General features: G+C 62.7%; 18 protein-coding genes and 1 riboswitch. Of the genes, 16 read left to right on the top strand and 2 right to left on the bottom strand.

Translation table 11 applies throughout. The features are described 5' to 3' along the window. Positions 1-72: 72 nt before the first annotated feature. The 14 genes from AC6CIG_RS01040 to AC6CIG_RS00975 all read left to right on the top strand — a co-directional run bounded on the left by AC6CIG_RS01040 (position 73) and on the right by AC6CIG_RS00975 (position 18447). Positions 73-624: a MaoC family dehydratase gene (locus AC6CIG_RS01040; protein ID WP_018098360.1), complete on the top strand. Its 552-nt coding sequence runs from the start codon at positions 73-75 to the stop codon at positions 622-624. 243 nt (positions 625-867) lie between these two features. Next, positions 868-1935: a LacI family DNA-binding transcriptional regulator gene (locus AC6CIG_RS01035; RefSeq protein WP_498322055.1), complete on the top strand. Its 1068-nt coding sequence runs from the start codon at positions 868-870 to the stop codon at positions 1933-1935. Positions 1936-1965: 30 nt separating this feature from the next. Then, positions 1966-2712 carry a transporter substrate-binding domain-containing protein gene (locus AC6CIG_RS01030; protein ID WP_018098362.1) on the top strand — a complete coding sequence of 249 codons (747 nt, stop codon included), beginning with the start codon at positions 1966-1968 and terminating at the stop codon, positions 2710-2712. Positions 2713-2784: 72 nt separating this feature from the next. Beyond that, positions 2785-4434: an amino acid ABC transporter permease gene (locus AC6CIG_RS01025; RefSeq protein ID WP_018098363.1), complete on the top strand. Its 1650-nt coding sequence runs from the start codon at positions 2785-2787 to the stop codon at positions 4432-4434. Between the two features lie 25 nt (positions 4435-4459). Further along, on the top strand, positions 4460-5128 hold the full coding sequence (locus AC6CIG_RS01020) for an SDR family oxidoreductase (RefSeq protein WP_127709536.1): 669 nt from the start codon (positions 4460-4462) through the stop codon (positions 5126-5128). Positions 5129-5141: 13 nt separating this feature from the next. Beyond that, entirely contained in the window at positions 5142-8168 is a 3027-nt protein-coding gene (locus AC6CIG_RS01015) for an aminotransferase class III-fold pyridoxal phosphate-dependent enzyme (RefSeq protein WP_127709489.1), read from the top strand. 105 nt (positions 8169-8273) lie between these two features. Then, positions 8274-9449, top strand: a complete 1176-nt coding sequence (locus AC6CIG_RS01010) for an ABC transporter ATP-binding protein (protein ID WP_127709487.1) — start codon at positions 8274-8276, stop codon at positions 9447-9449. Continuing rightward, a complete protein-coding gene (locus tag AC6CIG_RS01005) occupies positions 9442-10674 on the top strand; it encodes an ABC transporter substrate-binding protein (protein ID WP_018098367.1) in 1233 nt (410 codons plus the stop codon). The genes AC6CIG_RS01010 and AC6CIG_RS01005 overlap by 8 nt, the downstream gene beginning before the upstream one ends. 12 nt (positions 10675-10686) lie before the next feature. Further along, positions 10687-11646: a carbohydrate ABC transporter permease gene (locus tag AC6CIG_RS01000; protein ID WP_127709485.1), complete on the top strand. Its 960-nt coding sequence runs from the start codon at positions 10687-10689 to the stop codon at positions 11644-11646. Continuing rightward, entirely contained in the window at positions 11639-12451 is an 813-nt protein-coding gene (locus AC6CIG_RS00995; RefSeq protein WP_498322051.1) for a carbohydrate ABC transporter permease, read from the top strand. The genes AC6CIG_RS01000 and AC6CIG_RS00995 overlap by 8 nt, the downstream gene beginning before the upstream one ends. A 3-nt stretch (positions 12452-12454) precedes the next feature. Continuing rightward, on the top strand, positions 12455-14191 hold the full coding sequence (locus AC6CIG_RS00990) for an amylo-alpha-1,6-glucosidase (RefSeq protein ID WP_018098370.1): 1737 nt from the start codon (positions 12455-12457) through the stop codon (positions 14189-14191). Beyond that, positions 14173-15207 (top strand): LacI family DNA-binding transcriptional regulator, encoded by a 1035-nt coding sequence (locus tag AC6CIG_RS00985; protein ID WP_018098371.1) that lies wholly within the window; start codon positions 14173-14175, stop codon positions 15205-15207. The genes AC6CIG_RS00990 and AC6CIG_RS00985 overlap by 19 nt, the downstream gene beginning before the upstream one ends. A gap of 121 nt (positions 15208-15328) precedes the next feature. Next, positions 15329-17341 (top strand): beta-galactosidase, encoded by a 2013-nt coding sequence (locus AC6CIG_RS00980; RefSeq protein ID WP_498322049.1) that lies wholly within the window; start codon positions 15329-15331, stop codon positions 17339-17341. Positions 17342-17442: 101 nt separating this feature from the next. Then, positions 17443-18447 carry a serine hydrolase domain-containing protein gene (locus AC6CIG_RS00975; RefSeq protein ID WP_018098373.1) on the top strand — a complete coding sequence of 335 codons (1005 nt, stop codon included), beginning with the start codon at positions 17443-17445 and terminating at the stop codon, positions 18445-18447. Between the two features lie 116 nt (positions 18448-18563). Here AC6CIG_RS00975 and AC6CIG_RS00970 read toward each other — a convergent pair whose 3' ends face one another. Beyond that, positions 18564-19223 (bottom strand): peroxiredoxin, encoded by a 660-nt coding sequence (locus AC6CIG_RS00970; RefSeq protein WP_018098374.1) that lies wholly within the window; start codon positions 19221-19223, stop codon positions 18564-18566. 213 nt (positions 19224-19436) lie between these two features. Next, positions 19437-19539, top strand: a riboswitch (TPP riboswitch). Positions 19540-19666: 127 nt separating this feature from the next. Here AC6CIG_RS00970 and thiD point away from each other — a divergent pair. Together thiD and AC6CIG_RS00960 are read left to right on the top strand one after the other, a co-directional pair. Further along, on the top strand, positions 19667-20467 hold the full coding sequence (gene thiD, locus AC6CIG_RS00965; protein ID WP_498322046.1) for a bifunctional hydroxymethylpyrimidine kinase/phosphomethylpyrimidine kinase: 801 nt from the start codon (positions 19667-19669) through the stop codon (positions 20465-20467). A gap of 103 nt (positions 20468-20570) precedes the next feature. Further along, on the top strand, positions 20571-20777 hold the full coding sequence (locus AC6CIG_RS00960) for a hypothetical protein (protein WP_201269672.1): 207 nt from the start codon (positions 20571-20573) through the stop codon (positions 20775-20777). A gap of 48 nt (positions 20778-20825) precedes the next feature. Here AC6CIG_RS00960 and exoP read toward each other — a convergent pair whose 3' ends face one another. Beyond that, a complete protein-coding gene (gene exoP, locus AC6CIG_RS00955) occupies positions 20826-23186 on the bottom strand; it encodes a succinoglycan biosynthesis transport protein ExoP (RefSeq protein WP_018098377.1) in 2361 nt (786 codons plus the stop codon). Between the last annotated feature and the right edge of the window lie 52 nt (positions 23187-23238).

Genomic DNA, 23238 nt, shown 5'->3' with positions numbered 1-23238 from the left:
GCCTCTGCGCCATTGTGGCGCATAGGCCGGAAACGGTTCCGATAATCCCGACTTCTTACGCAGGTACTGACCATGGATGAGTTCACGCCCACCGTCGGAGTTTCTTCGACACGTCCCGCCGACATGCCGGAAGACCATGCCGCCTTGCCGGTCTGGAACGCCGAAAACTGGTTCTACGAGGATTGGCCCGTCGGTCAGCGCATCCGGTCGTTACGCCGCACGATTGGCGAGAGCGATAGCCACCTCTTCAATACCCTGGTCGTCGACATCCATCCTTATGTCCAGGATCAGATGTTTGCGGAGCGGGAAGGCATCTTCGGCCGTCGCCTCGTTGCCGGCGCCTTCGTGTTCTCGGCCGGTCTCGGCCTCGTCGCCACCAACTGCGTCAACGCCTTTTCCTATGGCTACGACAAGCTCCGGTTCATCAAGCCGGTCTTCATCGATGACACCATCTACACGATCCGGACCAACATGGAAAAAACGCCCCGCTACAAAGACCTCGGGCTCATTCGCGCCAGCTACCAGGTCTTTAAGAACGAGGGCGAGCTGGTGCTCTACTGCGAGCATCTGCAAACGGTGAAATACAAGAACCCGGCGGATTTTGCCGGCAAGACAGAGAAGTAGAAAACAGAAACCGAAGAAAACGAGCGTTCGCTTGCCGGCGTCGCTGTAGTCGGCATGAGCTCGTTTCCCTCGGAATCCTGTCGCGCCGCCGGGTCTCGTAGCGCAACCTTTATCCAAAAATCCGCTCGCCGACATATTCCATCAATCGCATGTACTCATGCGAACACGGAATAAAAACGTTTATATTTTTCGTTGAAATCGTTTTTATCAGCTGATACGGCTTTCGTCGGGAGGCCGCCGATCATGGAAAACACGCAGTCGCCGCGCGTACGGCCGGGGATCAAGGCTTTGGCCGAGGCTACGGGCTATTCCATTGCAACGGTGTCGAAGGCGCTCAACGGCTCTCCCATGGTTGCCCCGGCCACGAAGGCGCTCATCCATCGTGCCGCTGCGGAGATCGGCTATCGTGCCAACGCCCGCGGCATGGCGCTGAGGACCGGCCGGACCTGCCAGGCTGCCGTGCTCATGCCGGTAACGGCTGCGCGCGACTATGAATGGGATGGCGTCGAATATACCCAGATCCTCAGCGGCATCAGTCAGGCGCTGGAAGGCAGCGACTATCGCATGTCGGTCCATGTCGTGCGCAATGTGGAGGACGGCTGCGAGGCGGCGCGCCGGGTCATCGATGAGGGTCTGGCGGACGGACTGATATTCTCAGGCATACGCGCCGACGACCCGCGCATCGATCTTCTGGTCGAGAGCCGATTTCCCTTCGTCTCTCTCGGTCGCTGTCGGAAGCCCCTCGATTACGCACATGTCGACATCGACAACGAGTGGGCGGCCCATGCGGCGACCGCCCGGCTGATCGCCGGCGGACACCGGCGGATCGCGCTCGTCAATCCGCTCAGGCATCTCTCCTACGCCGAGGACAGGGTGGACGGCTTCATGCGGGCTTTTCGCGAGACGGGGCTACCGCCGTCCGACGATCTGATCGCCGAAGGCGATCTCTCTACCCAGTTCGGCCGCGAGAGCGCGCTCGGTCTTCTCGACGCGGCGCGGCCGCCGACGGCCTTCGTCTGCAGCAACGAGTCGACCACGCTCGGCGTGCTTTCGGGCCTGGGCTCGCGTGGACGGCGGATCGGCGTCGATGTCGACGTGGTCGCCTATGACGACATCAATGTCAGCGCCTATTTCACGCCGCCGATCACGACCTTCTATCAGCCCATCGAGATACTCGGGCGAACCCTCGGGGAGTTTCTGCTGCGGCGCATGGCGGGAGAGGACGCGCAAACGTTGAAGCAGGTTTTCAGGCCAACGCTGATCGAGAGGCAGCCCGACAATCTCGGCGGGCGCCTGGCGCAGTCGGCGTAGGAAAAGAATTCACAACGGAGGAGAACCAAGGTGAAAACACTTGTAATTGGACTTGCGATCGCGGCCCTCGCCTCAGGCGGCGCGGCGTCCGCCGATCTCGGGGGGAAGCTGCTGAAGGTCGGCTCGGACACGACCTCGCCGCCGATGGAGAGCGTCGATCCCGCGACAGGCCAGATCGTCGGTTTCGATATCGACGTGGTGAATGCGATCTGCGCAAAGATCAACTGCCAGGCGGAATTCGTGACCACCGGTTGGGACGGCATTTTCGCAGCGCTCGATCAGGGCAACTTCGATCTCGTCGCCTCGGGCGTGTCGATCACCGAGGAACGCAAGAAGGCCATGGATTTCTCCGATCCCTACATCGTCAACAGCCAGGCGGTGCTGATGCGGGTCGAGGACCAGGGCGTGTCGCTGGAAGACTTCAAGTCGAAGGGGAAGAAGCTCTCCGCTCAGGCCAACACCACGGATGCGCAGGTCGCCGAAGGGGTGGTCGGCAAAGAAAACGTCGTCGCCTATGACAGCTTCAGCGCCGCGATCATCGCGCTCAAGAACAAAGATGTCGACGGCGTCGTCATCAACGGGGCCAATGCTGCCGCTTACGAACGCGAGTTCGTCGGCGAACTCGTGGTCGCGATCCGGGACCTCGAATCCGATCCGCTCGGCCTCGTCTTCCGCAAGGGCGATGCCAACGTCGCCGCCTTCAACGAAGGACTGAAGATGATCCGCGACGACGGCACGCTGGATCAGCTCGTCAACAGATACTGGGGCGTGAAGTAACCTCATCCGAGCACCCCGGAGCGGTTCTGCGCTCCGGGGCCGAATTTCTGCGCAGAATCCCCGGAGGGATGAATGTCGTTCCTGAGAAGCGTGCGGCCCAGCAATCTGATCATTCTGACAGCGCTGCCGTTCATCATCTATCTTTTCGCCTCCTCCGGTGACTACCAACGTTCGCTGAGAGCCATTCTCGGAGTCGAGAACGGCTCGTCCGCCTTCGTACCTGGCTTCCTTGCCCTGCTCGTCGCCTTCGGCTCGGGTATCGCCGTTCTCGTCTTTTCGCGCGCCAAGGCGCCGCGGCCGCGGCTGGCGCTCGCTGCCGCCGTGCTCAATCTCGCTGCGGCGGCCATCTTGCTTCTGAGCGACGCCGTTCATCCCTACCTTGCGTCGGTCGTCGCCAATGCCGTCGATCCCTTCACGTCCGATCTCGTCGTGAAGGGGCTTAGCCCCCGGCGATTGACGGACGCCGCGGACATGACCCTGCGCGGCATCGAAACCGTGCTTTTTCCGGCCTACTTCGCGCTGACCCTGTTCGGCTCCATGCTTTTCTTCGGTGCCGGCAAGGCGTCTGCGCGGGAAAGCATCCTGCATCGCGCAGGAGCGTGGAGCATCGGCCTCGTCAACGGTACGGGGCTCCTGTTCATCCTCTTCTTTGCGCATATCGCCTTTGCCGCCGGCGTGGCGACCACGGTCCGCGCGGCCATTGCCGCCTATCTTCTCGCTGCGATCATCGGCCTCATCTGGGTCGGATTGCTTCAGTTGCATTATACGGCGCGCACCAGCCTCTTCTTCGCGCTCGCGACCCTCGGCCTGGTGCTCGTCGCCGCCTGGTTCCTGTTGCAGCCTCGCACGCCCTATGTGCTTGCGGGGCGGCTCGACGGCAGGGTCGCGATCGTCAGCAACACGCCGTCCGGCCTCATAGGCGCGGTGCGCTTCGGCCAATATCCGGGCGCGCCCGCTGAAGAGGCGGCGGTACGAACCTTCCTTGGCCCGGCGGAGGCAGTCGCGGCGATGGAAAAGGACGAGGTGACGGCCGCGCTTCTGCCGGCCGAAGCCCTGCCCGGGGGCTTGCCGCTCCTTTGGGAAACGGCGGCTTTGAACGATCGAGACCGGGCCGCAGGCATAACTTTTGCCGTCCTGGCAATCATCCTCGGTCTGCTCACCTTCGGCGGCTATCTGCACCGTCGTCATCCCCTGGCGATCGGCTCGGAATTCGTCGTCGATACGATCCGCGGCATTCCGATGCTGGTGATCGTGCTCTATGTCGGCCTGCCCTTGAGCGGCGCGTTGAAGGATGTGACGCAGGGCGTGCTCGATCCGCCGAATCTGATGCGCGGCATCGTCGCCATGGCGCTTGCCTATTCCGCCTATCTGGCGGAAATCTTCCGCTCCGGCATCAACGCCATCCCGGTCGGCCAGATCGAAGCGGCGCGCAGCATCGGGCTCAACCGGTGGCAGACGGCGCGGCTGGTGGTCCTGCCGCAGGCGTTCCGGATCATCATTCCACCGCTCGGCAACGAGCTGATCGCGATCCTCAAGGACACGTCGCTCCTGTCGATTCTGTCGATCCGCGACATCACCCAGCGCATGCGCGAGTTCCAGTCGGCGAGTTTCCTGCCCTTTGCGCCCTATAACTCGGCAGCCATCTTCTACATCTTCCTGACGCTCGCGGCGGCGAGCCTCATCAACATGATCGAGCGGAAATATGACATCAAGCATCGATAGGAGACGGGAAGAGGGGCCGCGCACGGTGCTGATCACCGGTGCATCGCGGGGCCTGGGTCAGGAACTTGCACGGCAATATGCAGCCGCCGGCTGGCAGGTGATCGCCTGCGTCCGCCAACCGTCGGCGAGGGATGGGGAAACCGGCATCGAACGTCGGATACTCGATGTCACGGACGCGAGGTCGATGGCGGCGCTTGCCGAAAGCCTCGGCGAGCAGCCGATCGATGTCCTCATCAACAATGCCGGAGTCCGCGGCGACACGGGCGGACTGTCGACCGTCAGGCCCGAGGATTTCCTGGAGGTCATGCGCGTCAATGCCCTGGCGCCGATCCTGATCGTGCAGGCGCTGCTGCGAAATCTCCTCGCTGGCGGCGATCGCATCGTCGCCAATATCAGCAGCCGCGCAGGATCGCTCGCCGAGGGCACGCTCGACGATGACGAAGGAGACTATGCCTATCGTTGCTCGAAAGCGGCGCTGAACATGGCCACGGTCAAGCTCGCCCAGGATTTGCGCCCCCACCGGGTCACCGTGCTGTCGCTCCACCCCGGCTGGGTCAGAACCGATATGGGCGGCCATCAGGCGAGCGTGCCGGTTGCGGAAAGCGCCGCCGGCCTGAAGGCGATCATCGACCGGGCCGGGCTCGCCGAGAGCGGCAGCTTCCGGGCCTTCGACGGAAGAACGGTATCGTGGTGAAGCGAGTGGGACGATGACGACGAGCGAGTTCAAGAACGTGCAGGAAATCGAAGCAATCGAAGCGCTGCTCGCCCGCGAATACGGCGTCGCGGGAGAAACCGTGGCGCTGCCCGGCGAGCACGATCTCAATTTCCGCATTCAGGCGAGCGACGGTCGCGCGTTCCTCCTGAAACTGCATGCCCTCGGCGCGCCCGAGGAGCTCGACATGCAGATTGCCGTTCTCGACCATCTCGCGCGCGAGGCGACGGATCTGCCCGTCTCGAAGGCCCTGCCGAGCCGCTCCGGTGTCTCGTTCATCCGCGTCGAATTCAAAGGAGAGCGTGTCGCACGTCTGCTGACGTGGCTGCCCGGGGAGATCTGGGCACGAGCCGCCAACCGCACGAGCAACAGCGTCGAGACTCTTGGGGCGCTGCTCGGCAAGCTCGACCGCAGCCTCGCCGGTTTCTCGCATCCCGGCGCCAGGAGAGAGTACGCCTGGGATATCGCACGGGCGGAAATGCACCTCGCCAACGTCGTTCTGATCGAGGATGTGGAGAAGCGGAGCGCGGTTCGCGCGATCCTCGATCACTTCGTCTCCACCGTGCTGCCGCGCCTTGAGGCGTGCCCCCGGCAGGTCATCCACAACGATGCCAATGACTATAACGTGCTCGTCGGCGCCGACGGCTGCGTCAGCGGACTGCTCGACTTCGGCGATATGGTCGAGAGCTATCGGGTGGTGGAAGTGGCCGTCGCCTCCGCCTATGCGCTGATCGGCACGCCGGATCCGATCGGCGCCATCGCGCGGCTGGCGGGCGCCTATCACGGCGTCAATCCGCTCGGCGAAACGGAGGCCGAGCTGATCTTCGATCTCGTGCGCACCCGCTACGCCGTCAGCATGTGCATGGCGGCAAGGCAGATCCGCGACAACCCCGAGAACACCTATCTGCTCGTCAGCCAGGAGGACGTCTGGCGCGAACTGAAACGCCTCGAACAAGAGAACCGCTCGTTCGCCATCGCCCGCCTTCGCGACGCCTGCGGCTTCGCACCCATCCCGAGGGCCGCACGGGTGGTGCGGTGGCTGGAGCGCAATGCGCATGATTTTTCGGGCGTCATCAAGCCGGGCATTGCAAGACCGAAGGCAGCCGTCTTCGATTTTTCGGCGAACAGCCCGGAGAACTGGGCAGGTCTCGACAAGGACGTGGCGCAAGCGCGCATCGACGCCCATATTCATGCGGAGGGGGCGGATTTCGGCCTTGGCCTCTACGGGGAGGACAGAGCGGTCTACAAGGGTGACGCCTACCAGGCGACTGCAAGCCTGCGCCGCACGATTCATCTCGGCATCGATCTCTTCGCTCCCGCCAACGAGCCGGTGCATGCACCCTTCGCCGGCAAGGTCGCCTTCTACCATGACGACGCGGTCCCTTACGGTTTCGGGCCGACAATTCTGCTCGAACACACGACGGGCGAGGGCGACACGTTCTGGACGCTCTACGGGCATCTCTCGCGTGAAAGCGCCTCACGGCTTTCGATCGGCCAGCCGGTCGCCAGGGGCGAAGCTTTCGCGACCCTGGGGGATCGCGCCGAAAACGGCGGCTGGGTTCCGCACCTGCATTTCCAGATCGTCACCGATCATCTCGGCCTCGAGGGCCGCATCCACGGCGTCGGAGTCAGAGAGCAGTGGCAGGTCTGGCGGGAGATCAGCCCCGATCCGAGCGTCGTGCTCGGCCTTTCCGTTCCGGCGTCGGTGATTGTCGAGCGCGACAAGGCGTTCCTGGTGCGCGAACGCCAGCGCCGCATCGGTCGTTCCTTAAGCATCGCCTACGGCGCGGCGCCTCTGAAGATCGTCGCCGGCGAGGGCGCCTACCTGATCGATGACGAGGGCAGGCGCTGGCTCGACATGGTCAACAATGTCTGCCATGTCGGCCATTGCCATCCACGCGTCGTGAAGGCGGCGCAGATGCAGATGGCGCGGCTCAATACCAATTCGCGCTATCTGCATGACAGTCTGGTGGAATATTCTCGACGGCTTGCGGCGCTCTTCCCTGATCCGCTGAACGTCTGCTTCTTCGTCAATTCCGGCAGCGAAGCCAACGATCTCGCGATCCGGCTGGCGCGCGCCTATACCGGCAACCGCGACGTCATCACCGTCGATCACGCCTATCACGGCCATCTGACGAGCCTGATCGATGTCAGTCCCTATAAATTCGCGGGCAAGGGCGGGGAAGGGCGGCCGGCGCATGTGCGGGTTGCCGAGATGCCGGACCTCTATCGGGGACGCTATCGCTATGGCGATACGGACGCGGGGCGCAAATATGCCGAGGACGTGCAGCGGCAGATCGATGCGCTGGCGGCGGAAGGGCGCAAACCCGCGCTCTTCTTCAGCGAGGGCATTCTCGGCACGGGCGGCCAACTGGTTCTGCCGGATGGCTATCTCAGCGAGGCCTATGCGCATGTGCGTGCGGCCGGCGGGCTGTGCCTCGCGGACGAGGTTCAGGTGGGGTTCGGCCGCGTCGGCAGTCACATGTGGGCGCATGAGACGCAAGGAGTCGTGCCCGACATCGTCACCATGGGCAAGCCGATCGGCAACGGCCACCCGATGGCGGCTGTGGTGACCACCGAGGCGATTGCTGCGGCCTTTGCAAACGGAATGGAATATTTCAACACCTTCGGCGGAAATCCGGTATCGGCCGAGATCGGCCTCGCCGTACTCGACGTCATCCGGGACGAGCGCCTGATGCACCATTGCGCGGTCGTCGGAAACCGTCTGATGGATGGAACGCGCGAACTCGCCAGCCGCCACACGATCATCGGCGACGTGCGCGGCTATGGTCTCTTCAACGGCATCGAGCTCGTGCGCGATCGCGACACCCTCGAACCGGCCGCAGCGGAGCTCGACTTCGTCATTGCCGAAATGAAGGACAGGCACCGCATCCTGCTGTCGAGCGAGGGACCGCAGCACAACGTACTGAAGATCAAGCCGCCCGCGCCCTTCAGCGCGGACGATTGCGACCGTTTCCTCGATGCCCTCGACGCGGTGCTGGCGCGGGTAAAGGCCGGCTGACGAAAGTTTTCCCTTTACAACGAAGTTAAACGTTTTTATTTTTGATAAAAACGTTTAACAGGCTGACGAGCAGGCGGTTTATCCGCCGCCTGTCGGGAGGAGAGTTTGGCCGCTATTCGCATCGACAATCTTCGCAAGTCCTTCGGCTCGCATGAAATTCTGAAGGGCATCGATCTCGAGATCGCCAGCGGCGAGTTCGTCTGCTTTCTGGGGCCGTCCGGCTGCGGCAAGAGCACGCTCCTGCGCTCGATCGCGGGACTTGAAAATCTCGACGTGGGATCGATCCGTCTCGGCGAGCGCAACATCACCGATCTTCCGTCCGCCAGGCGCGACATCGCCATGGTCTTCCAGAACTACGCGCTCTATCCGCATATGAACGTGCGCAAGAATCTTTCCTTCGGCCTTGCGCTGAACGGCATGAAGCGAAACGAGATCGAGCGGCGTGTCAACAATGCGGCCGAAATTCTGAGGATCACGGAGCTCCTGGACCGCAAGCCCCGCCAGCTTTCCGGCGGCCAACGCCAGCGTGTGGCGATCGGCAGGGCGATCGTGCGCGAGCCGAAGCTCTTCCTGCTCGATGAGCCGCTCTCCAACCTCGATGCCGGTTTGAGGGTGACGATGCGCGTCGAACTGGCGTCGCTGCACGAACGCCTCGGCGTGACGATGATCTATGTGACGCATGACCAGGTCGAGGCCATGACTCTCTCCGACCGGGTCGTGGTGCTCGACAAGGGACGCGTCAGCCAGTTCGGCACGCCGCTCGAACTGTTCTACCGTCCGGCAAATATCTTCGTCGCCGGCTTCATCGGCTCGCCGCGGATGAATTTCCTGCCGGCGGGTGTCGCGGAGCAGGGCGCAACCGGCGTGACGCTTGCCGGAGGCGGCTTATCGCGGCCGGTGACACTCGATACGTGTTCGTCCGAACCGATCGACCGGGTTCGTCCGGTCACCCTGGGAATTCGCCCCGACAAACTCGAACTGACCTCGCCGGAGGAGGCGCATCTCGCTGGCACGGTGAGGCTCGTCGAGCGGCTCGGCACCGAAAGTCACGTTCACATCCGTGTCGAGGGCGGTGGTGATCTGACTGCCGTGGTGCGCGGCACCCATCCCGTCGCGAGCCGAGATCAAGTTCATCTCCGCCTTCCCCCCGAGCACTGCCATCTGTTCGATGCAGAAGGCACGGCGATCGCGAGGCGGCTCGATCCGGAGACGAAGGCACTTATCGATAACGAGAAGGCAAGGGGCGCGCGTGCGCCGGTTTTGGAGGAGAGACATGCCTGATATGAAAACGACGATCATCGGATCGCTTCTGGCCCTGTCGGTTGCCGGCGCGGCGACTGCGCGCGCAGAGGAGGTCTTGCGTTTCGCGACCTGGGACACGGGCGAGAGCCTTGCCATCCAGCAGGCCATCGCCAAAAAATTCGAAGCAAAGCACCCGGGCGTGAAGGTTCAAGTCGAGCCCTATGCCGAGGGCTACGACCAGAAGCTCGTCGCCGCCTTCGGCGCGGGCAATCCGCCCGATGTCATGTATATGTGGAACTTCCCGCAATACTACACGTCGCTGATGCCGCTCGATGAGCTGATCGCGCGCGACTCGGCCGAGATCAAGCCGGACGATTTTCCGGAAGGCCTGATGAACACGGCACGTATCGAAGGCAAGACCTACGGCATGCCCTCGGGTTTCACCACCCAGGTCGTCTTCTACAACAAGGAAATGTTCGCAAAGGCGGGTGTGGAAGAGCCGAAGGAGGGCTGGACCTGGGACGATCTGCGCGCCAAGGCAGCCAAGTTCCGCGACAAGGCCGGCAAGGTTTACGGGTTCGCCGTCGACGCCAAGCCGGACCCCTATGATTTCGAGCAGTTCCTCTGGTCGAACGGCACGAAATACATCTCGGACGACGGCAAGGAGATCGACGGCTACATGAACAGCGACGCGGCCGCCGCGGTGCTCGGCATGTTCGCCGACATGGCCAGGAAAGAAGAAGCCGTGACACTGCACCTCGGAGACGAAACGGGAGGTGACACGCTGTTCCAGGGCGGCAAGATCGCCATGTTCCAGAGCGCCATGTGGGACAAGGCAGATATCGATGCCGCCGGCTTCAGCTATGGCGTCGCACCGCTGCCGACATTCGGCGACCGCCCAGCCCATTCGGCACTCGGCGTTTCGGCGATCTCCATCGCCAAGGACGCCGCCCATCCCGACCTCGCCTGGGAATTCGTGAAATTCTTCTCCTCGCCCGAGTCGGTCGCGATGCGGGTCAACGACCTGCCGGTGCGCAAGAGCGTGGCCGAGGCGAAAGGGATGACGAAGGACCCTGTCTACAAGCCCTTCTTCGATATTCTCGCCACCTCAAACACCGAAAGGCACGCCTATCTGAAGAACGCCAACTGGAGCAAGATCCAGGACAATCTGGCGCGCGCTATCGAGGCGACGATGATCGAGCAGGGCAATGCCAAGGCCCATCTCGACGATGCGGTCAAGCGCTCCAAGCGCCTGCTGAAGTAAGGAGTGCGGGGGATGGACATGGCCGCCCATGCTGAACCGAAGGTGGATGTCGTTCGGCGCAGACGAGCGAATGCCGGAAGGCATCTTGCGCCCTTCCTGTTCATCTCCCCATGGATCCTCGGATTCCTCTTCTTCACCCTCGGCCCGCTCTGCTTCTCGCTGACGATGAGCTTTTTCGACTGGCCCGTCGTCGGCGAGCGCACCTTCGTCGGACTCGACAACTACCGCTCCATGTTCATGGAGGATCCGCAATTCCGGGAGAGCCTTTGGATCACGGTGAAGTTCGCGGCGATCTACGTGCCGTTCAACATCGTCATGTCGCTTCTGCTGGCGCTGTTGCTGCACCATGCGACTTTCGCCAGCGGCTTCTTTCGCACGGTGTTCTATTTGCCGAGCGTGATCTCGGGCGTTGCGCTTGTGACGATCTGGAGCTGGATCTACAGCAGGGAATACGGGCTGCTGAACTTCATGCTGTCGCTCGTCGGCATCGATGGACCGAACTGGCTCGGCGATCCCAGCCTGGCCCTCGTCGCCATCATCGTCGCAAGCCTCTGGGGCCTCGGCGGTACGATGCTGATCCTTCTGACCGGTCTCAAGGCCATTCCGAAAGAGCTCTATGAGGCCGCGACCGTCTCGGGCGTTCCGGGCTGGGCGCAGATGCTGTTCATCACCCTGCCGATGCTCGGGCCGATGCTGATCTTCACCTTCATCACCTCGATCATCTCCGCATTCCAGCAGCTGACGACAGCGCTTCTGCTGACGAAGGGCGGCCCTCTCGGATCCACCTATTTCTTTGCCATGTACATCTACGACAACGCCTTCAAATATTTCGACATGGGCTATGCCGCCGCGGGGTCCTGGGTGATGTTCGCGATCGTGCTGACACTCAGCCTGGTCGTCATGCGCTGGTCCGCCGCATGGGTCTATTACGAGGGCGAGGTCCGGCCGGCCGATGGAGACCGCGATGCGTAAGACAGTCCTCTATGCGACGCTGATCCTGCTGTCCGCCCTGTTCATCGCGCCGTTCTACTGGACCTTCATGACGGCGGTCAAAAGCACGGCGGAGCTATATCAGTTCCCACCGGTCCTCTGGCCGTCCGAGTGGCACTGGGAGAATTTCGCAGCCGCCTGGAACAAGCAGCCCTTCGGCACCTATCTTTCGAACTCGCTGATCGTCGTGGTCCTTTCGACGGTCGGCCAGCTTCTGTCGAGTTCGCTCGTCGCCTTCGGCTTCGCCCGCTTTCGGTTTCCCGTACGCGACGCCCTGTTCGTGCTGCTGCTCGCGACCATGATGATACCCTGGGACGTGAAGATGATCCCGCTCTACATGGAATTCAACATGCTGGGCTGGATCAACACGCTCAAACCACTGATCGTCCCGGCCTATTTCGCCGACGCCTTCTTCGTCTTCCTGCTCCGCCAATACATCATGACGATACCGATGGAGATCGACGAGGCTGCCCGCATGGACGGTGCCAACAGTTTCGACATCTACTGGCGCATCCATCTGCCTCTGATGCTGCCGGCCCTGGTGCTGGTCGGTACCTTCCATTTCATGAATGCGTGGAACGACTATCTGGGGCCACTGATCTTCCTCAACGATCAGTCGAAATACACGCTCACCCTCGGGCTTTCGATGTTCAAGGGCCTGCATGAGATCGACGTCACCTCGATCGCGGCGATCACCGTCATCCTCTGCCTTCCGCCGCTCGCCCTCTTCTTCCTGGCGCAGCGCTATATCATGGATGGAGCCGTCGGCTCTTCGGTGAAGGGATAGGCGATGCTGTTCGACATCGACCATGTTCCTTTCAGCCGAAAGGGGCGCTTCCTGACGCTGTCGACCATGCGTGTTCCCGGGCGCGACGGCGAGCGTGCGCTTTATCTCAGATGCGTCAGCGGCGGCGATGAGCGTCCTTCGCTTGGACGGCTGTGCCGGGTCGAGTTGCTGGACGGGAACGGTCGACCGGCGGCGGCGCGCTTCGAACTGTCGCCGGACCAGCTTGTGGCGCGGACCGGCGAGGGCATCGTCCGCTTCGTCATCGGAGACGGCGAACGCTTGCACATTCGCGGCGAGAATGCCGGCGTGCGTTTCCATGTCGAAGGATCGCGCTACGATTATGTCTACCGCACGCCCGGCGGCGAATACTGTCTCGTGGCAGCAAGTGAGAACGTGAAACTCATTCCGCGGGCCTGTCTCGGTGATCTGGCCGTTTCCGGCAAATGGGACAGGGACCGGTCCACCGACGTTTCCTTCACGCTCTCGGGCGAGGGGACATTCGAGGGCGATGTCGATTTCTTTCGCGCCCTCCCGCCGCCGAAAAGCCCCGGCAGCTTCGAGGTGGCGCATGCAGCCGTCGCAGCCGAGTTCAGCGCCTGGTATCGATCGATCCCGGCGGGTGTCCCCGGACAGGAGGAAGCGCAACGCCTCGCGGCCTATCTCCTCTGGGCGAATACCGTGCCGGCCGAAGGCGTTCTGACCCGGCCGGCGATCTACATGTCGAAAAACGCCATGATCAACATCTGGAGCTGGGACAATGCCTTTTCGGCACTTGGCGTGGCCGGCTTCGACGAAGAGCTCGCCTTCGACCAGTTCGCAGCGATCTTCGACCATCAGGACGCTTCCGGCCTGCTGCCGGACTACGTGAACGACCGCGAAGCGCTCTTCGCCTTCACCAAGCCCCCGGTTCACGGCTGGGCCGTGTCCTGCCTGGCGCGCGAAAATCCCGCCTTCCTGACACCGGAGCGACGGGCCTATCTGCGCGATGCGATCGGCAGGCAGGTCTCCTACTGGCTGACCCACGGCCGCGCGGGCGGCGGCGTGCTGCCGAGCTACTTCCACGGCAATGACAGCGGCTGGGACAATGCGAGTTTCTTTGCCGAAGGCGGCCCGGTTCTGTCACCCGACCTTCCGGTCTTCCTCATCCTGGCCTGCGAGGCGCTTGCCAACCTGCTGGAGGACGATACGGAAAAGGCAGCCCGATGGCTTCGCACCGCAGACGAACTTCAAGCGCTCCTCGTCGGCACGCTCTGGACCGGCGAGACCTTTGCCGCGCGTCTTGCCGCCGACCCAAAACGAATTCTCCCTGGGGATAGTCTGATCCAGTTCATGCCGCTGCTGCTGGGCTCCCGCTTGCCCGGAACGATGTGCCGCCAGCTCGTCGCCCGGCTGGTGGAAGGCGCATTCATCACCGATTGGGGCCCGGCGACGGAGAGCCCTCGGAGTTCCTATTACGAGGACGATGGCTATTGGCGCGGGCCTATCTGGGCGCCGACGACCTATCTCCTCTGGGACGGACTGCGCCGCCAGGGGGAGCGTGCATTGGCCCGGGAAATCGCGCAGAGGTTCTGTGCACTTGCCAATGCACACGGTATGGCCGAAAACTTCGACGCGCGCTCGGGCAGGGGCCTTCGGGATCGGGCATTCGCCTGGACGTCCGCAGTCTACCTGCTGCTGGCGCAATCCCTCCGCGACAAAACCGGTGAAGAGTTGAAGCCGTCATGCAGCGACCGACCATAAAGACGATAGCGCGGGAGACGGGACTGTCGATTGCGACGGTCTCCAAGGCTCTGAAGCATTCTCCGCAGGTTCGCCCGGAGACGAGGGCCATCGTGCTCGATGCGGCCGAGCGCGTGGGCTACGAGCTCAATCTTCATGGCGTGCAGCTGCGCACCGGCAAGACCTATCAGGTTGCCGCCATCATGACGGCGCCAGGCCCGAAGGAAAACGAATGGGAGGGCGTGGAATATGCGCAGCTCCTCAGCGGTATTTCCTGGGCGCTGGAAGAAAGCCCCTATCGCGTCTCGCTCTACGCCGTGCGCGACTTCGAGGAAAGCCAGGAAACGATCAGGCAGATCGTTGCGATGAAGAAGGCCGACGGCATCATCATTTCGGGCACGCGCGCCGACGATCCGCGTATCCGGTTGATGCAGGAAGCGGAGTTCCCCTTCGTGACCTACGGCATGAGCATCCACAATGCGCCGCACGCCTATGTCGACGCCGACAACGCACAGATGATCCGCCTGTCCATGGCGCGGCTGATCGAGCGTGGCCACAGGCGCATCGCGCTGCTCAATCCGAAAGAGCAGTTCACCTACGGTGTCGTTCGCCTGGAAAGCTATCGCAAAGCGCTCGAAGAGGCAGGCCTGTCCTACGATGCCGCGCTCGTCGCTCATGGTCGGCTGACGCCCGCATTCGGCAGGGAGAATGTGGTGGCCATGTCTGCGCTCGCCGATCCTCCCACCGCCTATATCTGTGCCAACGAAGCTACTGCGCTCGGCGCCTTTTCCGGCTTCCATGCGCGCGGGCTGGTGCATGGGCGTGACGCGGTCATCAATGCGACCGACGACCTGAACGTCAGCCAGTATTTCGCACCGCCGATCACGAGCTACTACCTGCCGATCGGCGAGCCGAGCGCGCTGCTCGGCAAATTCATCCTGCGGCGGATGGAGGGAGAGCCGCCTGAAGCCCTGCAGACGCTCCTGATGCCGGACCTCATCGAGCGCTCGGACGACCGACTGAGGCCGAAGCTATGAGCGACCAATCCGCCATTGAGGTCGCCGGTTAATACAAACGTTTAATTTCGCTCCGGCCGTGTCGCGCCTGCTCGCCATGTGCGTCCGCCGCCGATCCAGAAAAACGACAAAGGACTTTACCTTGCACATGCCGCTGACGAGCCCCAATCGCTTCAACTCCGACCTTCGGACGCCTGACAAGCTCGAACTCGGCGTGTGCTACTACCCCGAACAATGGCCGCCCGAGAAATGGGCGGAAGACGCCGGGCGGATGGTTGAGCTCGGCCTCTCCTGGGTCCGCATCGGCGAATTCGCCTGGGCGAAGATAGAGCCGCGGTCGGGCGAATTTCATTGGGAATGGCTGGACGAAGCGATCGACGTTCTGGGCAAGGCCGGCCTCAAGGTCATCCTCGGCACGCCGACGGCGGCCCCGCCGAAATGGCTCGTGGACCGCTATCCCGACATTCTGCCGGTGGATGCGACGGGGACGGTGCGTAAATTCGGCGCGCGACGCCACTATTGCTTCTCGAGCCGGCGCTACCGCTCCGAGGCGGCGCGCATCACCGAGGCGATGGCGCGCCGGTATGGCGAACACATCTATGTCCATGCCTGGCAGACGGACAATGAATATGGCGACCACGACACGATCTACAGCTATTCCGCCGAAGCGGTCAGGGCGTTCCGCCTGTGGCTGGCCGAACGCTACGGCTCGATCGACGAACTGAACCGCGCCTGGGGCACGGCGTTCTGGTCGATGAACTACAACAGCTTTGAGGAAATCGATCTGCCGAACAGCCTGGTGGAGGAGCCGAGCCCGACCCACGGTGTTGATTTCATCCGTTTCTCTTCAGATCAGGTGAAGAGCTTCAACAAGGTCCAGGTCGATATTATCCGGGCGCATTCGCCCGGCCGTCCGGTGACGCACAACTTCATGTCGCAGAATACCGATTTCGACCATTACTCCGTCGGCGAGGACATCGACATTGCCTCCTGGGACGTCTACCCGATGGGCGGCCTGCTCAACGGGCGGCTCGCAGCGAAGGACAAGGAGCATTATCTCCGGGTGGGGGATCCCGACCAGCCGGCCTTCAACCACGACCTCTACCGAGCCGTCGGCCGCGGCCGCGTCTGGGTCATGGAGCAGCAGCCGGGGCCTGTGAACTGGGCGGCGCACAACCAGTCGCCGGCCGACGGCATGGTTCGGCTCTGGACCTGGCTCGCCTATGCCCATGGGGTCGACATGGTCTCTTATTTCCGCTGGCGCCAGGCGCCTTTCGCGCAGGAACAGTTTCACGCGGGCCTCCTTCTTCCAAACAGCGAGGCGGATCAGGGCTATCTTGAAGTCGCCGAAGTCGTCGCGGAAATGAAGCGCCTGCCCGGGGGAGAGGTGCGTGGCAAGGCGCAAGTCGCGATCCTTCTCGACTACGAATCGCGCTGGGCGACACGCGTCCTGCCGCAGGGGCGGAGCTATTCCGCTTCGGCGGTTGCGCTCGATTGGTATTCGACGGCGGCTCGTCTGGGCGTCGATGTGGATTTCATAGGCCAGCACTCGGACCTCGACGGATACAAGCTGATCCTCGCGCCGGATCTCGTCATTGCCGAGGAGGCTTTCGTCGAGCGGCTCGCGCGAGCGGACGCCAAGGTGGTCTTCGGCGCGCGCAGCGGCAGCAAGACGAAGGACATGCACATCCCCGAGGGACTGCCGCCGGGACCGCTGGCGAAGCTCATCGATATCAGCGTCTCGCGGGTCGAGTCGCTGCCGGAGTTTCATAGCGAGACCGTTCTCTACGGCAACGAGGCTTATCAGGCGGCCGGCTGGCGCGAGACGGTAAGGACGAACGAGACCGTTTTCGCAAGCTTCGACGGGGAGTATCGCAACGGCGCTCCGGCGCTCGTCGGCAACGACAAGGCACGCTATCTGGCCGTTGCGGCCAACGGCGCATTGCTCGACAAGGTGATCGGCGACGCGCTCGGCTGGGCTGGACTGGAAAGCCTGCCCGACCTCGGCGATCTTCGCGTGACGCGCCGCGGCAATCTCCGTTTCGCCTTCAATTTCGGCCGGATCCCCGCGGAGGTGCCCGCAGGGCCCTCGGCCGAGTTCTACCTGGGCGGCCGCACGCTGAAACCCGTCGATGTTGCGATCTGGAGGGAATGAACCCCGAGCATCGATGTAGCCGACCTTCAGGCAAGGTCACATCGTCGTGAGCTTGGACTGTACTTGATGACTTGTCGTGCCATTCGCCCTAGGTCGAACGCATGACCATGCTCGTTGTTACGTTCCTTGCGCTCTTCGGTTTCCACTCGGCGGCAGCCGCGCAGGATCAGTCCGTCACCACCTTGCTGACGGCCCTGGCGACCAGAGAAGAGTTGAACCCGCTGAAGACCGTGGTCGTTGCCAGGGACGGGGAGACGATTGCCGAGAAGGGTTATCGCGGCCACACGCCCTCGGAGTCGACCAACATCAAGTCGGCGTCGAAATCGATCGTATCCGCACTTGTGGGCATCGCGATCGGCAAGGGTCTGCTCGACGGCCCGGAGCAGAAGATCGCGCCGCTCCTGAAGGAAGACCTCCCGTCGCAGGCCGACCCCCGGATCAACGACATCACCATCGGCAACCTGCTTTCGATGCAAGCGGGACTGGGGCGCATGTCCGGACCGAATTACGGCCGCTGGGTGTCGAGCCGCAACTGGGTTCGTTTCGCACTGGCACAGCCCTTCGACGACGAGCCCGGAGGTCGGATGCTTTATTCGACCGCCTCGACCCATCTGCTCTCGGCAATACTGACCAAGGTCGGCGGCAAGTCGACACTGGCGCTTGCGCGCGAATGGCTCGGTCCTGTCGAGGGTTTCCGGATCGGCGCCTGGGAGCGGGATCCCCAGGGCATCTATCTCGGGGGCAACCAGATGGCGATGAGCGCGCGATCGCTGCTTGCCTTCGGTGAGCTCTATCGCAACCGCGGCCGCACCGCGGACGGACGGCAGGTCGTCCCGGCCGATTGGGTGGAGCTTTCCTGGCAGCCGCGCACGGCCTCCCGTTTTACCGGCGACGGCTACGGATATGGCTGGTTCACGCGCCGGATCGGCGACGAGGATGTGTATTACGCTTGGGGCTATGGCGGCCAGATGCTCTACATAGTGCCGTCCCTTGACCTGACCGTGGTCATGACGTCGGATGAAAGCGGCCCCTCGGCACGCAACGGCTATCGCGACGCTCTGCACGGGGTTCTGGCGGAGATCATCTCCATCGCCAAAGCGGATTGAGGCAGATGGTTCTGCTCTGTGCGCGTTAAACAACCATGTTAGCAAAAAGCGCCAAGGGCGCGTCAACCTTGATGAATTGACGCGCCTGATCGACTGACTCTTGGCGGCGGGTTTGCTTAGGCCGTCGGCTGCTTCGTCTTCCGGAGATAGGGAAGCACGGTGTCGAACGACCCGAAACGCTGCACGGCGTCCTCGTTGGAGACGGCGGCCGTGATGATGACGTCCTCGCCCTGCTGCCAGTTCGCGGGTGTTGCCACCTGATGCTTGGCGGTGAGCTGGATCGAGTCGATGGCGCGCAGGATCTCGTTGAAGTTGCGGCCGGTGGTCATCGGATAGGTGAGGATCAGCTTGATCTTCTTGTCGGGGCCGATGACGTAGACCGAACGCACGGTGGCGTTATCCGCAGGCGTCCGGCCCTCGGACGTCTCTCCGGCGCCGGCCGGCAGCATGTCGTAGAGCTTTGCCACCTTCAGATCGCGGTCGCCGATCAGCGGGTAGTCGACCTCGAAGCCGGTCGCGACCTTGATGTCGTTCTTCCACTTGGTGTGACTTTCGACCGGGTCGACCGAAATGCCGATGATCTTGACGCCGCGCTTGCGGAACTCCGGCTCGATGCCGGCCATGGCGCCGAGTTCCGTGGTGCAGACGGGAGTAAAGTTCTTCGGATGGGAGAAAAGGACAGCCCAGCCGTCGCCGATCCATTCATGGAAATTGATCGTGCCCTGCGTTGTCTCGGCGGTGAAATCAGGGGCGGTATCGTTGATGCGCAGACTCATGGCGTGTTCCCTCCTGTACGACGAAATTTTGCTAAGAATAACGCAATCGCCGCCGTTTTCGAGGAGGAAACGAGCGATTGACGGCGGCAGAAGGAATGACTGCATCATAGGTGGCCAGGCTGCGGGTATATTTTTGCCGGCTGGCCTAAAAGTCAGGTCTTACAAGCCTTTGCGCGGGTGCGTTGACATCGCTTTGCCACAGCCGCATAGATAGCGCATTCCGAGGGGAGCACCAGACGGTGCTGAGATGGCGTTGAGCCGGACCCTTGAACCTGATCCGGGTCATGCCGGCGTAGGAACGGAAAGAAGGCCGCCAGCGGCAAGTTCGCCTTTTCATCGCCTTTCCTGGATCTCCGTGATGTTCCGTCTGGAGATCGATCGATGACGTCCACTGCCGTACCGCTCGCAAGCATCATCTGCCCTCGTGCGAAGGAGGCCTGGGCATGACGGCGATTGCTCTCACCATCGCCGGCTCGGACTCCGGCGGCGGCGCCGGTATTCAGGCGGACCTCAAGACGTTTTCGGCGCTCGGCGTTTACGGCGCCAGCGTCATCACTGCGATCACGGCCCAGAACACCAGGGGCGTGACGGCCGTCGAGGATGTCTCCGCTGAAATCGTGTCGGCGCAGATGGACGCCGTCTTCTCCGATCTCGACGTGAAGGCCGTCAAGATCGGCATGGTCTCGCGTCGGGAAACGATCGCCGCCATTGCCGATGGATTGCGCCGGTCCGGAAAACGGGCCGTCGTGGATCCGGTCATGGTTGCGACCTCCGGCGACGCGTTGCTTCGGCCGGATGCCGTTACGGCGCTCATCGAAGAGCTGTTGCCGCTGGCGCTCGTCGCCACGCCCAATCTAGCCGAGGCCGCGCTGATGACCGGGCGCGCAATCGCCGAGGACGAGGCGGAGATGGCGCGCCAGGCGGAAGCGATCATGCGGACCGGCGCATATGCGGTTCTGGTCAAGGGCGGGCACCTGAAGGGCCGGAAGGCCACAGACCTCTTCTTCGACGGCGACACTCTTGTCCGCCTTCCCGCCGCGCGGATCGAGACGCGCAACGACCACGGCACCGGCTGCACCCTGTCGGCAGCCATTGCCGCCGGCCTTGCGAAAGGCTTGCCGCTGGTCGAAGCGGTGAGTGCCGCCAAGTCCTATCTGCATGCCGCAATCTTCGCGGCCGACCGCCTGGAGATAGGTCAGGGGCGCGGTCCGGTCCATCATTTCCACCGGTGGTGGGAAGATTGACTGCCGGGTGACGGCTCGGGGAGCTGAAGTGCCTCGCTATCGCCACTGTTGTTCAGCAGCATGACGGCGTCCATGGCTTCGATTGGCAATCGGTTCTCGCGATATGCATTTTCTTACCCGCCGGCTGGAGGCTTTCAACCGTGACGACCTGCCGGATTGGCGGCGGTCGCCTGGCAGGGTGCGGCGTTGTCTTTCGATGCTGCCGTCGCTGGTCGAATATTCGCTTTTCTATGCGCTGGCACTCGTTGCCCTTACGGCGGTCATCGCGCTAATGGCAGCCGCTTGGATCGTCGATCGCCGCAAGGTCTGACGGCGAAGGGCGAAAAGGCCGCGCACAGGTGGCGCGGCCGCGGTCGCCTCAAGCGGCGTTGTTTTCCGTAATCGTATTCTCGACGTAATATTTGCCGTAGCGGTGGCGGTATTTCTCCGCCCCGTCGAAGTCGCTGTATTTGCCGAGTTCGTTCATGTCCGTCTTGTTGAGGATGACGCCCAGCACCTTCGAGTTGATCAATGGTTCCGAGTTGAGCAGATCGCGTACGAGCCGCGAAGGCGTCCTTCCCCACTCGACCACGAAGAGAATACCGTCGGCAAGCGGCGCGAAAGCCTTGGCGTCGACGACGGGGGCGAGTGCGGCAAGATCGACGACGACGTAGTCGAAGGCGTTGCGGGCGTTCTCGATGAGGTTCGCCATGGCCGGGGAGGCGAGCAGTTCATTGCTCTGATGCCGCTGATGCGATGCGCCGCCGGCCGGAAGGATTGCGAGCTTGGTGCGCTGGTCCACCTTGATTCCGGCGGGCCAGGTGGCTTCTCCGGTCAGCGTTTCGACGAGCCCGGTGCGCGGGGCGGGCGTGATCATCTGAGTCAGTCCCGGCTTGCGTATATCGGCATCGATGAGCAGGGTCCGCTTGCCGCTCGCCGCCAGAAGTGCGGCGAAGTTCGCGGCAATGATCGACTTTCCCTCGTCCGGAAGGGCCGATGCAATGGCGATCACGCGGCTTTCGCTGCCGGCGAGCATCTGGTCGCAGGCAAGCTTGGCGTTGCGGAAGGTCTCCGCAAAGGTCGAACGCGGCGCATCGACGACGATGCGCGAAAGTCGTTGGAACGGCATCGTGTCGTCCACAGCTTCGTCGTGTCTTTTTACCGAGCCGAAATGCGCATGGACCAGTTGTGCCTTCTTCTTCATGCGCGTTCCGAGCAGCGGGACGTAGCCGAGCGAGCGATGGCCGAGGAGCGAGCGGATGTCGCCTTCCAGGCGGAAAGTCCGTTCGCGGAATTCGAGGAAGGCCGCGTAAGCCCCGCCGACCATCATGCCGAGCACGGCCGAAAGCGCGAGAGTCATCGTTTTCTTGGGGCTCGACGGCGACACGGGCACGCCGGCCTCGGAGATGACGCGCGCCTTGGCGATCGGGAAGGATTGCTGCTGCGTCGCCTGTTCGTAGCGGCCGAGATAGGATTCGTAGAGCGTCTTCAGAGCCGCTGCCTTCTGTTCGAGCTCCCTTAATTGAACGAGTTGCTCGCTGGCGTCGGAGGTCTTGCCGGCAATGCCCTGGATGCTCTTCCTGAGCGATGCCTCGCGCGACTGCGCGACCTCGTATTCGTTCTTGTAGCTTGCAGTGAGTTGCTGCAGTTCCTGGTAGATCTGCCGCGCGACATCCTCCTGCTCGGCGCGGAGCGATACGGCCTGCGGGTGGTCGGCGCCGAAATTATCCGAGACTTCCCGCTCGCGCTTGCCGACGGTGAGATAGCGGGTCCTAAGGTCACGGATCACCGAATTGTCACCCTCCTTTGAGGAAATGGTGGCGTTCTTGACCGCGTTCTCCGGTCCCTGGTCGACGATCGACTTGTACTGGTTGTAACGGGCCGACGCACTTGCCGTATCGGCCTGGGCGACGATGAGCTGGCTGTTGAGATCGGCCATCTGCTGCTCGGACATCAGCTCGCCGCGTGCAGCCGTCAGACCGTTCTCGGCCCTGAAATGCGCGACTTCGAGCGCGGCGGCCTGCGAGCGCTGCTGAAGATCCGTAAGCCGTTCCTGCAGCCAGACGGAAGCGCGCTCGGTCGCCTCGAAATTGGCGTTCAACTGATCGGTCAGATAGGCACTTGCGTAACCGCGCGCGATGGTCGCCGCAAGCAAGGGGTCGCTCGAGCGAAAGGCAACGGCCACGACCGAGCTGCGCGAAACACGCTCGACCGCGAGCGATTGCTGTATGATCGCGGCTGCCTTCTGCCGCCGTCCGTTGCGCGCCTGTTCTTCCGTAACGTCGGGACCGCCGGAAAAAAGCCCGGTCGCCGATTTCAACCAGTCCTTGACGACGGCAACGGGCGACTGCGGCGGATTGAGTATCGTATCGTTTTCGTCGAGTTTGAGCTTGTCGACGACGCGCAATGCGAGTTCGCCGGATTTCAGGATCTCGACCGCACTCGCAATCTGCGTGTCGAGCATCTGGCTGTTTACCGGGGTAGGTTCCTCCTCGGCGTATTTGGACAGGTTTTCGTCGAGAAGGATCTGCGTCATCGACGTGTAATAGGGCGTGGCAAACAGGAGATAAGCGCCCCCCAGCGCAATGAAGAGCAGGACGAATGCGGCCACGAGCCGGGCACGACGAAAGACTGCGGCGACAAGCCGGTCGAGGTCGATAAAGCCGTCTGACTGGTCTTCGCTGGGCATGATGCTGCTCAATGGAACGCTTCTTTGTTTCATGGGGGCCGTTCTGTTCATCTTCTTCTCCGGTCCTTGTTCCGGCAGTCCCGAAGGACTGCCGGAAGCCGCC

This window comes from Sinorhizobium sp. GQ132 (assembly GCF_059758575.1).
This window is presented reverse-complemented; position numbering and strand designations above follow the sequence as displayed.

Coding starts and splice junctions, on each gene's coding strand:
- AC6CIG_RS00975 (WP_018098373.1), top strand. CDS start 17,443: ATGACCATGCTCGTTGTTACGTTCCTTGCGCTCTTCGGTTTCCACTCG.
- AC6CIG_RS00985 (WP_018098371.1), top strand. CDS start 14,173: ATGCAGCGACCGACCATAAAGACGATAGCGCGGGAGACGGGACTGTCG.
- thiD (WP_498322046.1), top strand. CDS start 19,667: ATGACGGCGATTGCTCTCACCATCGCCGGCTCGGACTCCGGCGGCGGC.
- AC6CIG_RS00960 (WP_201269672.1), top strand. CDS start 20,571: ATGCATTTTCTTACCCGCCGGCTGGAGGCTTTCAACCGTGACGACCTG.
- exoP (WP_018098377.1), bottom strand. CDS start 23,186: ATGAACAGAACGGCCCCCATGAAACAAAGAAGCGTTCCATTGAGCAGC.
- AC6CIG_RS01000 (WP_127709485.1), top strand. CDS start 10,687: ATGGACATGGCCGCCCATGCTGAACCGAAGGTGGATGTCGTTCGGCGC.
- AC6CIG_RS00995 (WP_498322051.1), top strand. CDS start 11,639: ATGCGTAAGACAGTCCTCTATGCGACGCTGATCCTGCTGTCCGCCCTG.
- AC6CIG_RS00970 (WP_018098374.1), bottom strand. CDS start 19,223: ATGAGTCTGCGCATCAACGATACCGCCCCTGATTTCACCGCCGAGACA.
- AC6CIG_RS01035 (WP_498322055.1), top strand. CDS start 868: ATGGAAAACACGCAGTCGCCGCGCGTACGGCCGGGGATCAAGGCTTTG.
- AC6CIG_RS01005 (WP_018098367.1), top strand. CDS start 9,442: ATGCCTGATATGAAAACGACGATCATCGGATCGCTTCTGGCCCTGTCG.
- AC6CIG_RS01025 (WP_018098363.1), top strand. CDS start 2,785: ATGTCGTTCCTGAGAAGCGTGCGGCCCAGCAATCTGATCATTCTGACA.
- AC6CIG_RS00990 (WP_018098370.1), top strand. CDS start 12,455: ATGCTGTTCGACATCGACCATGTTCCTTTCAGCCGAAAGGGGCGCTTC.
- AC6CIG_RS01015 (WP_127709489.1), top strand. CDS start 5,142: ATGACGACGAGCGAGTTCAAGAACGTGCAGGAAATCGAAGCAATCGAA.
- AC6CIG_RS01040 (WP_018098360.1), top strand. CDS start 73: ATGGATGAGTTCACGCCCACCGTCGGAGTTTCTTCGACACGTCCCGCC.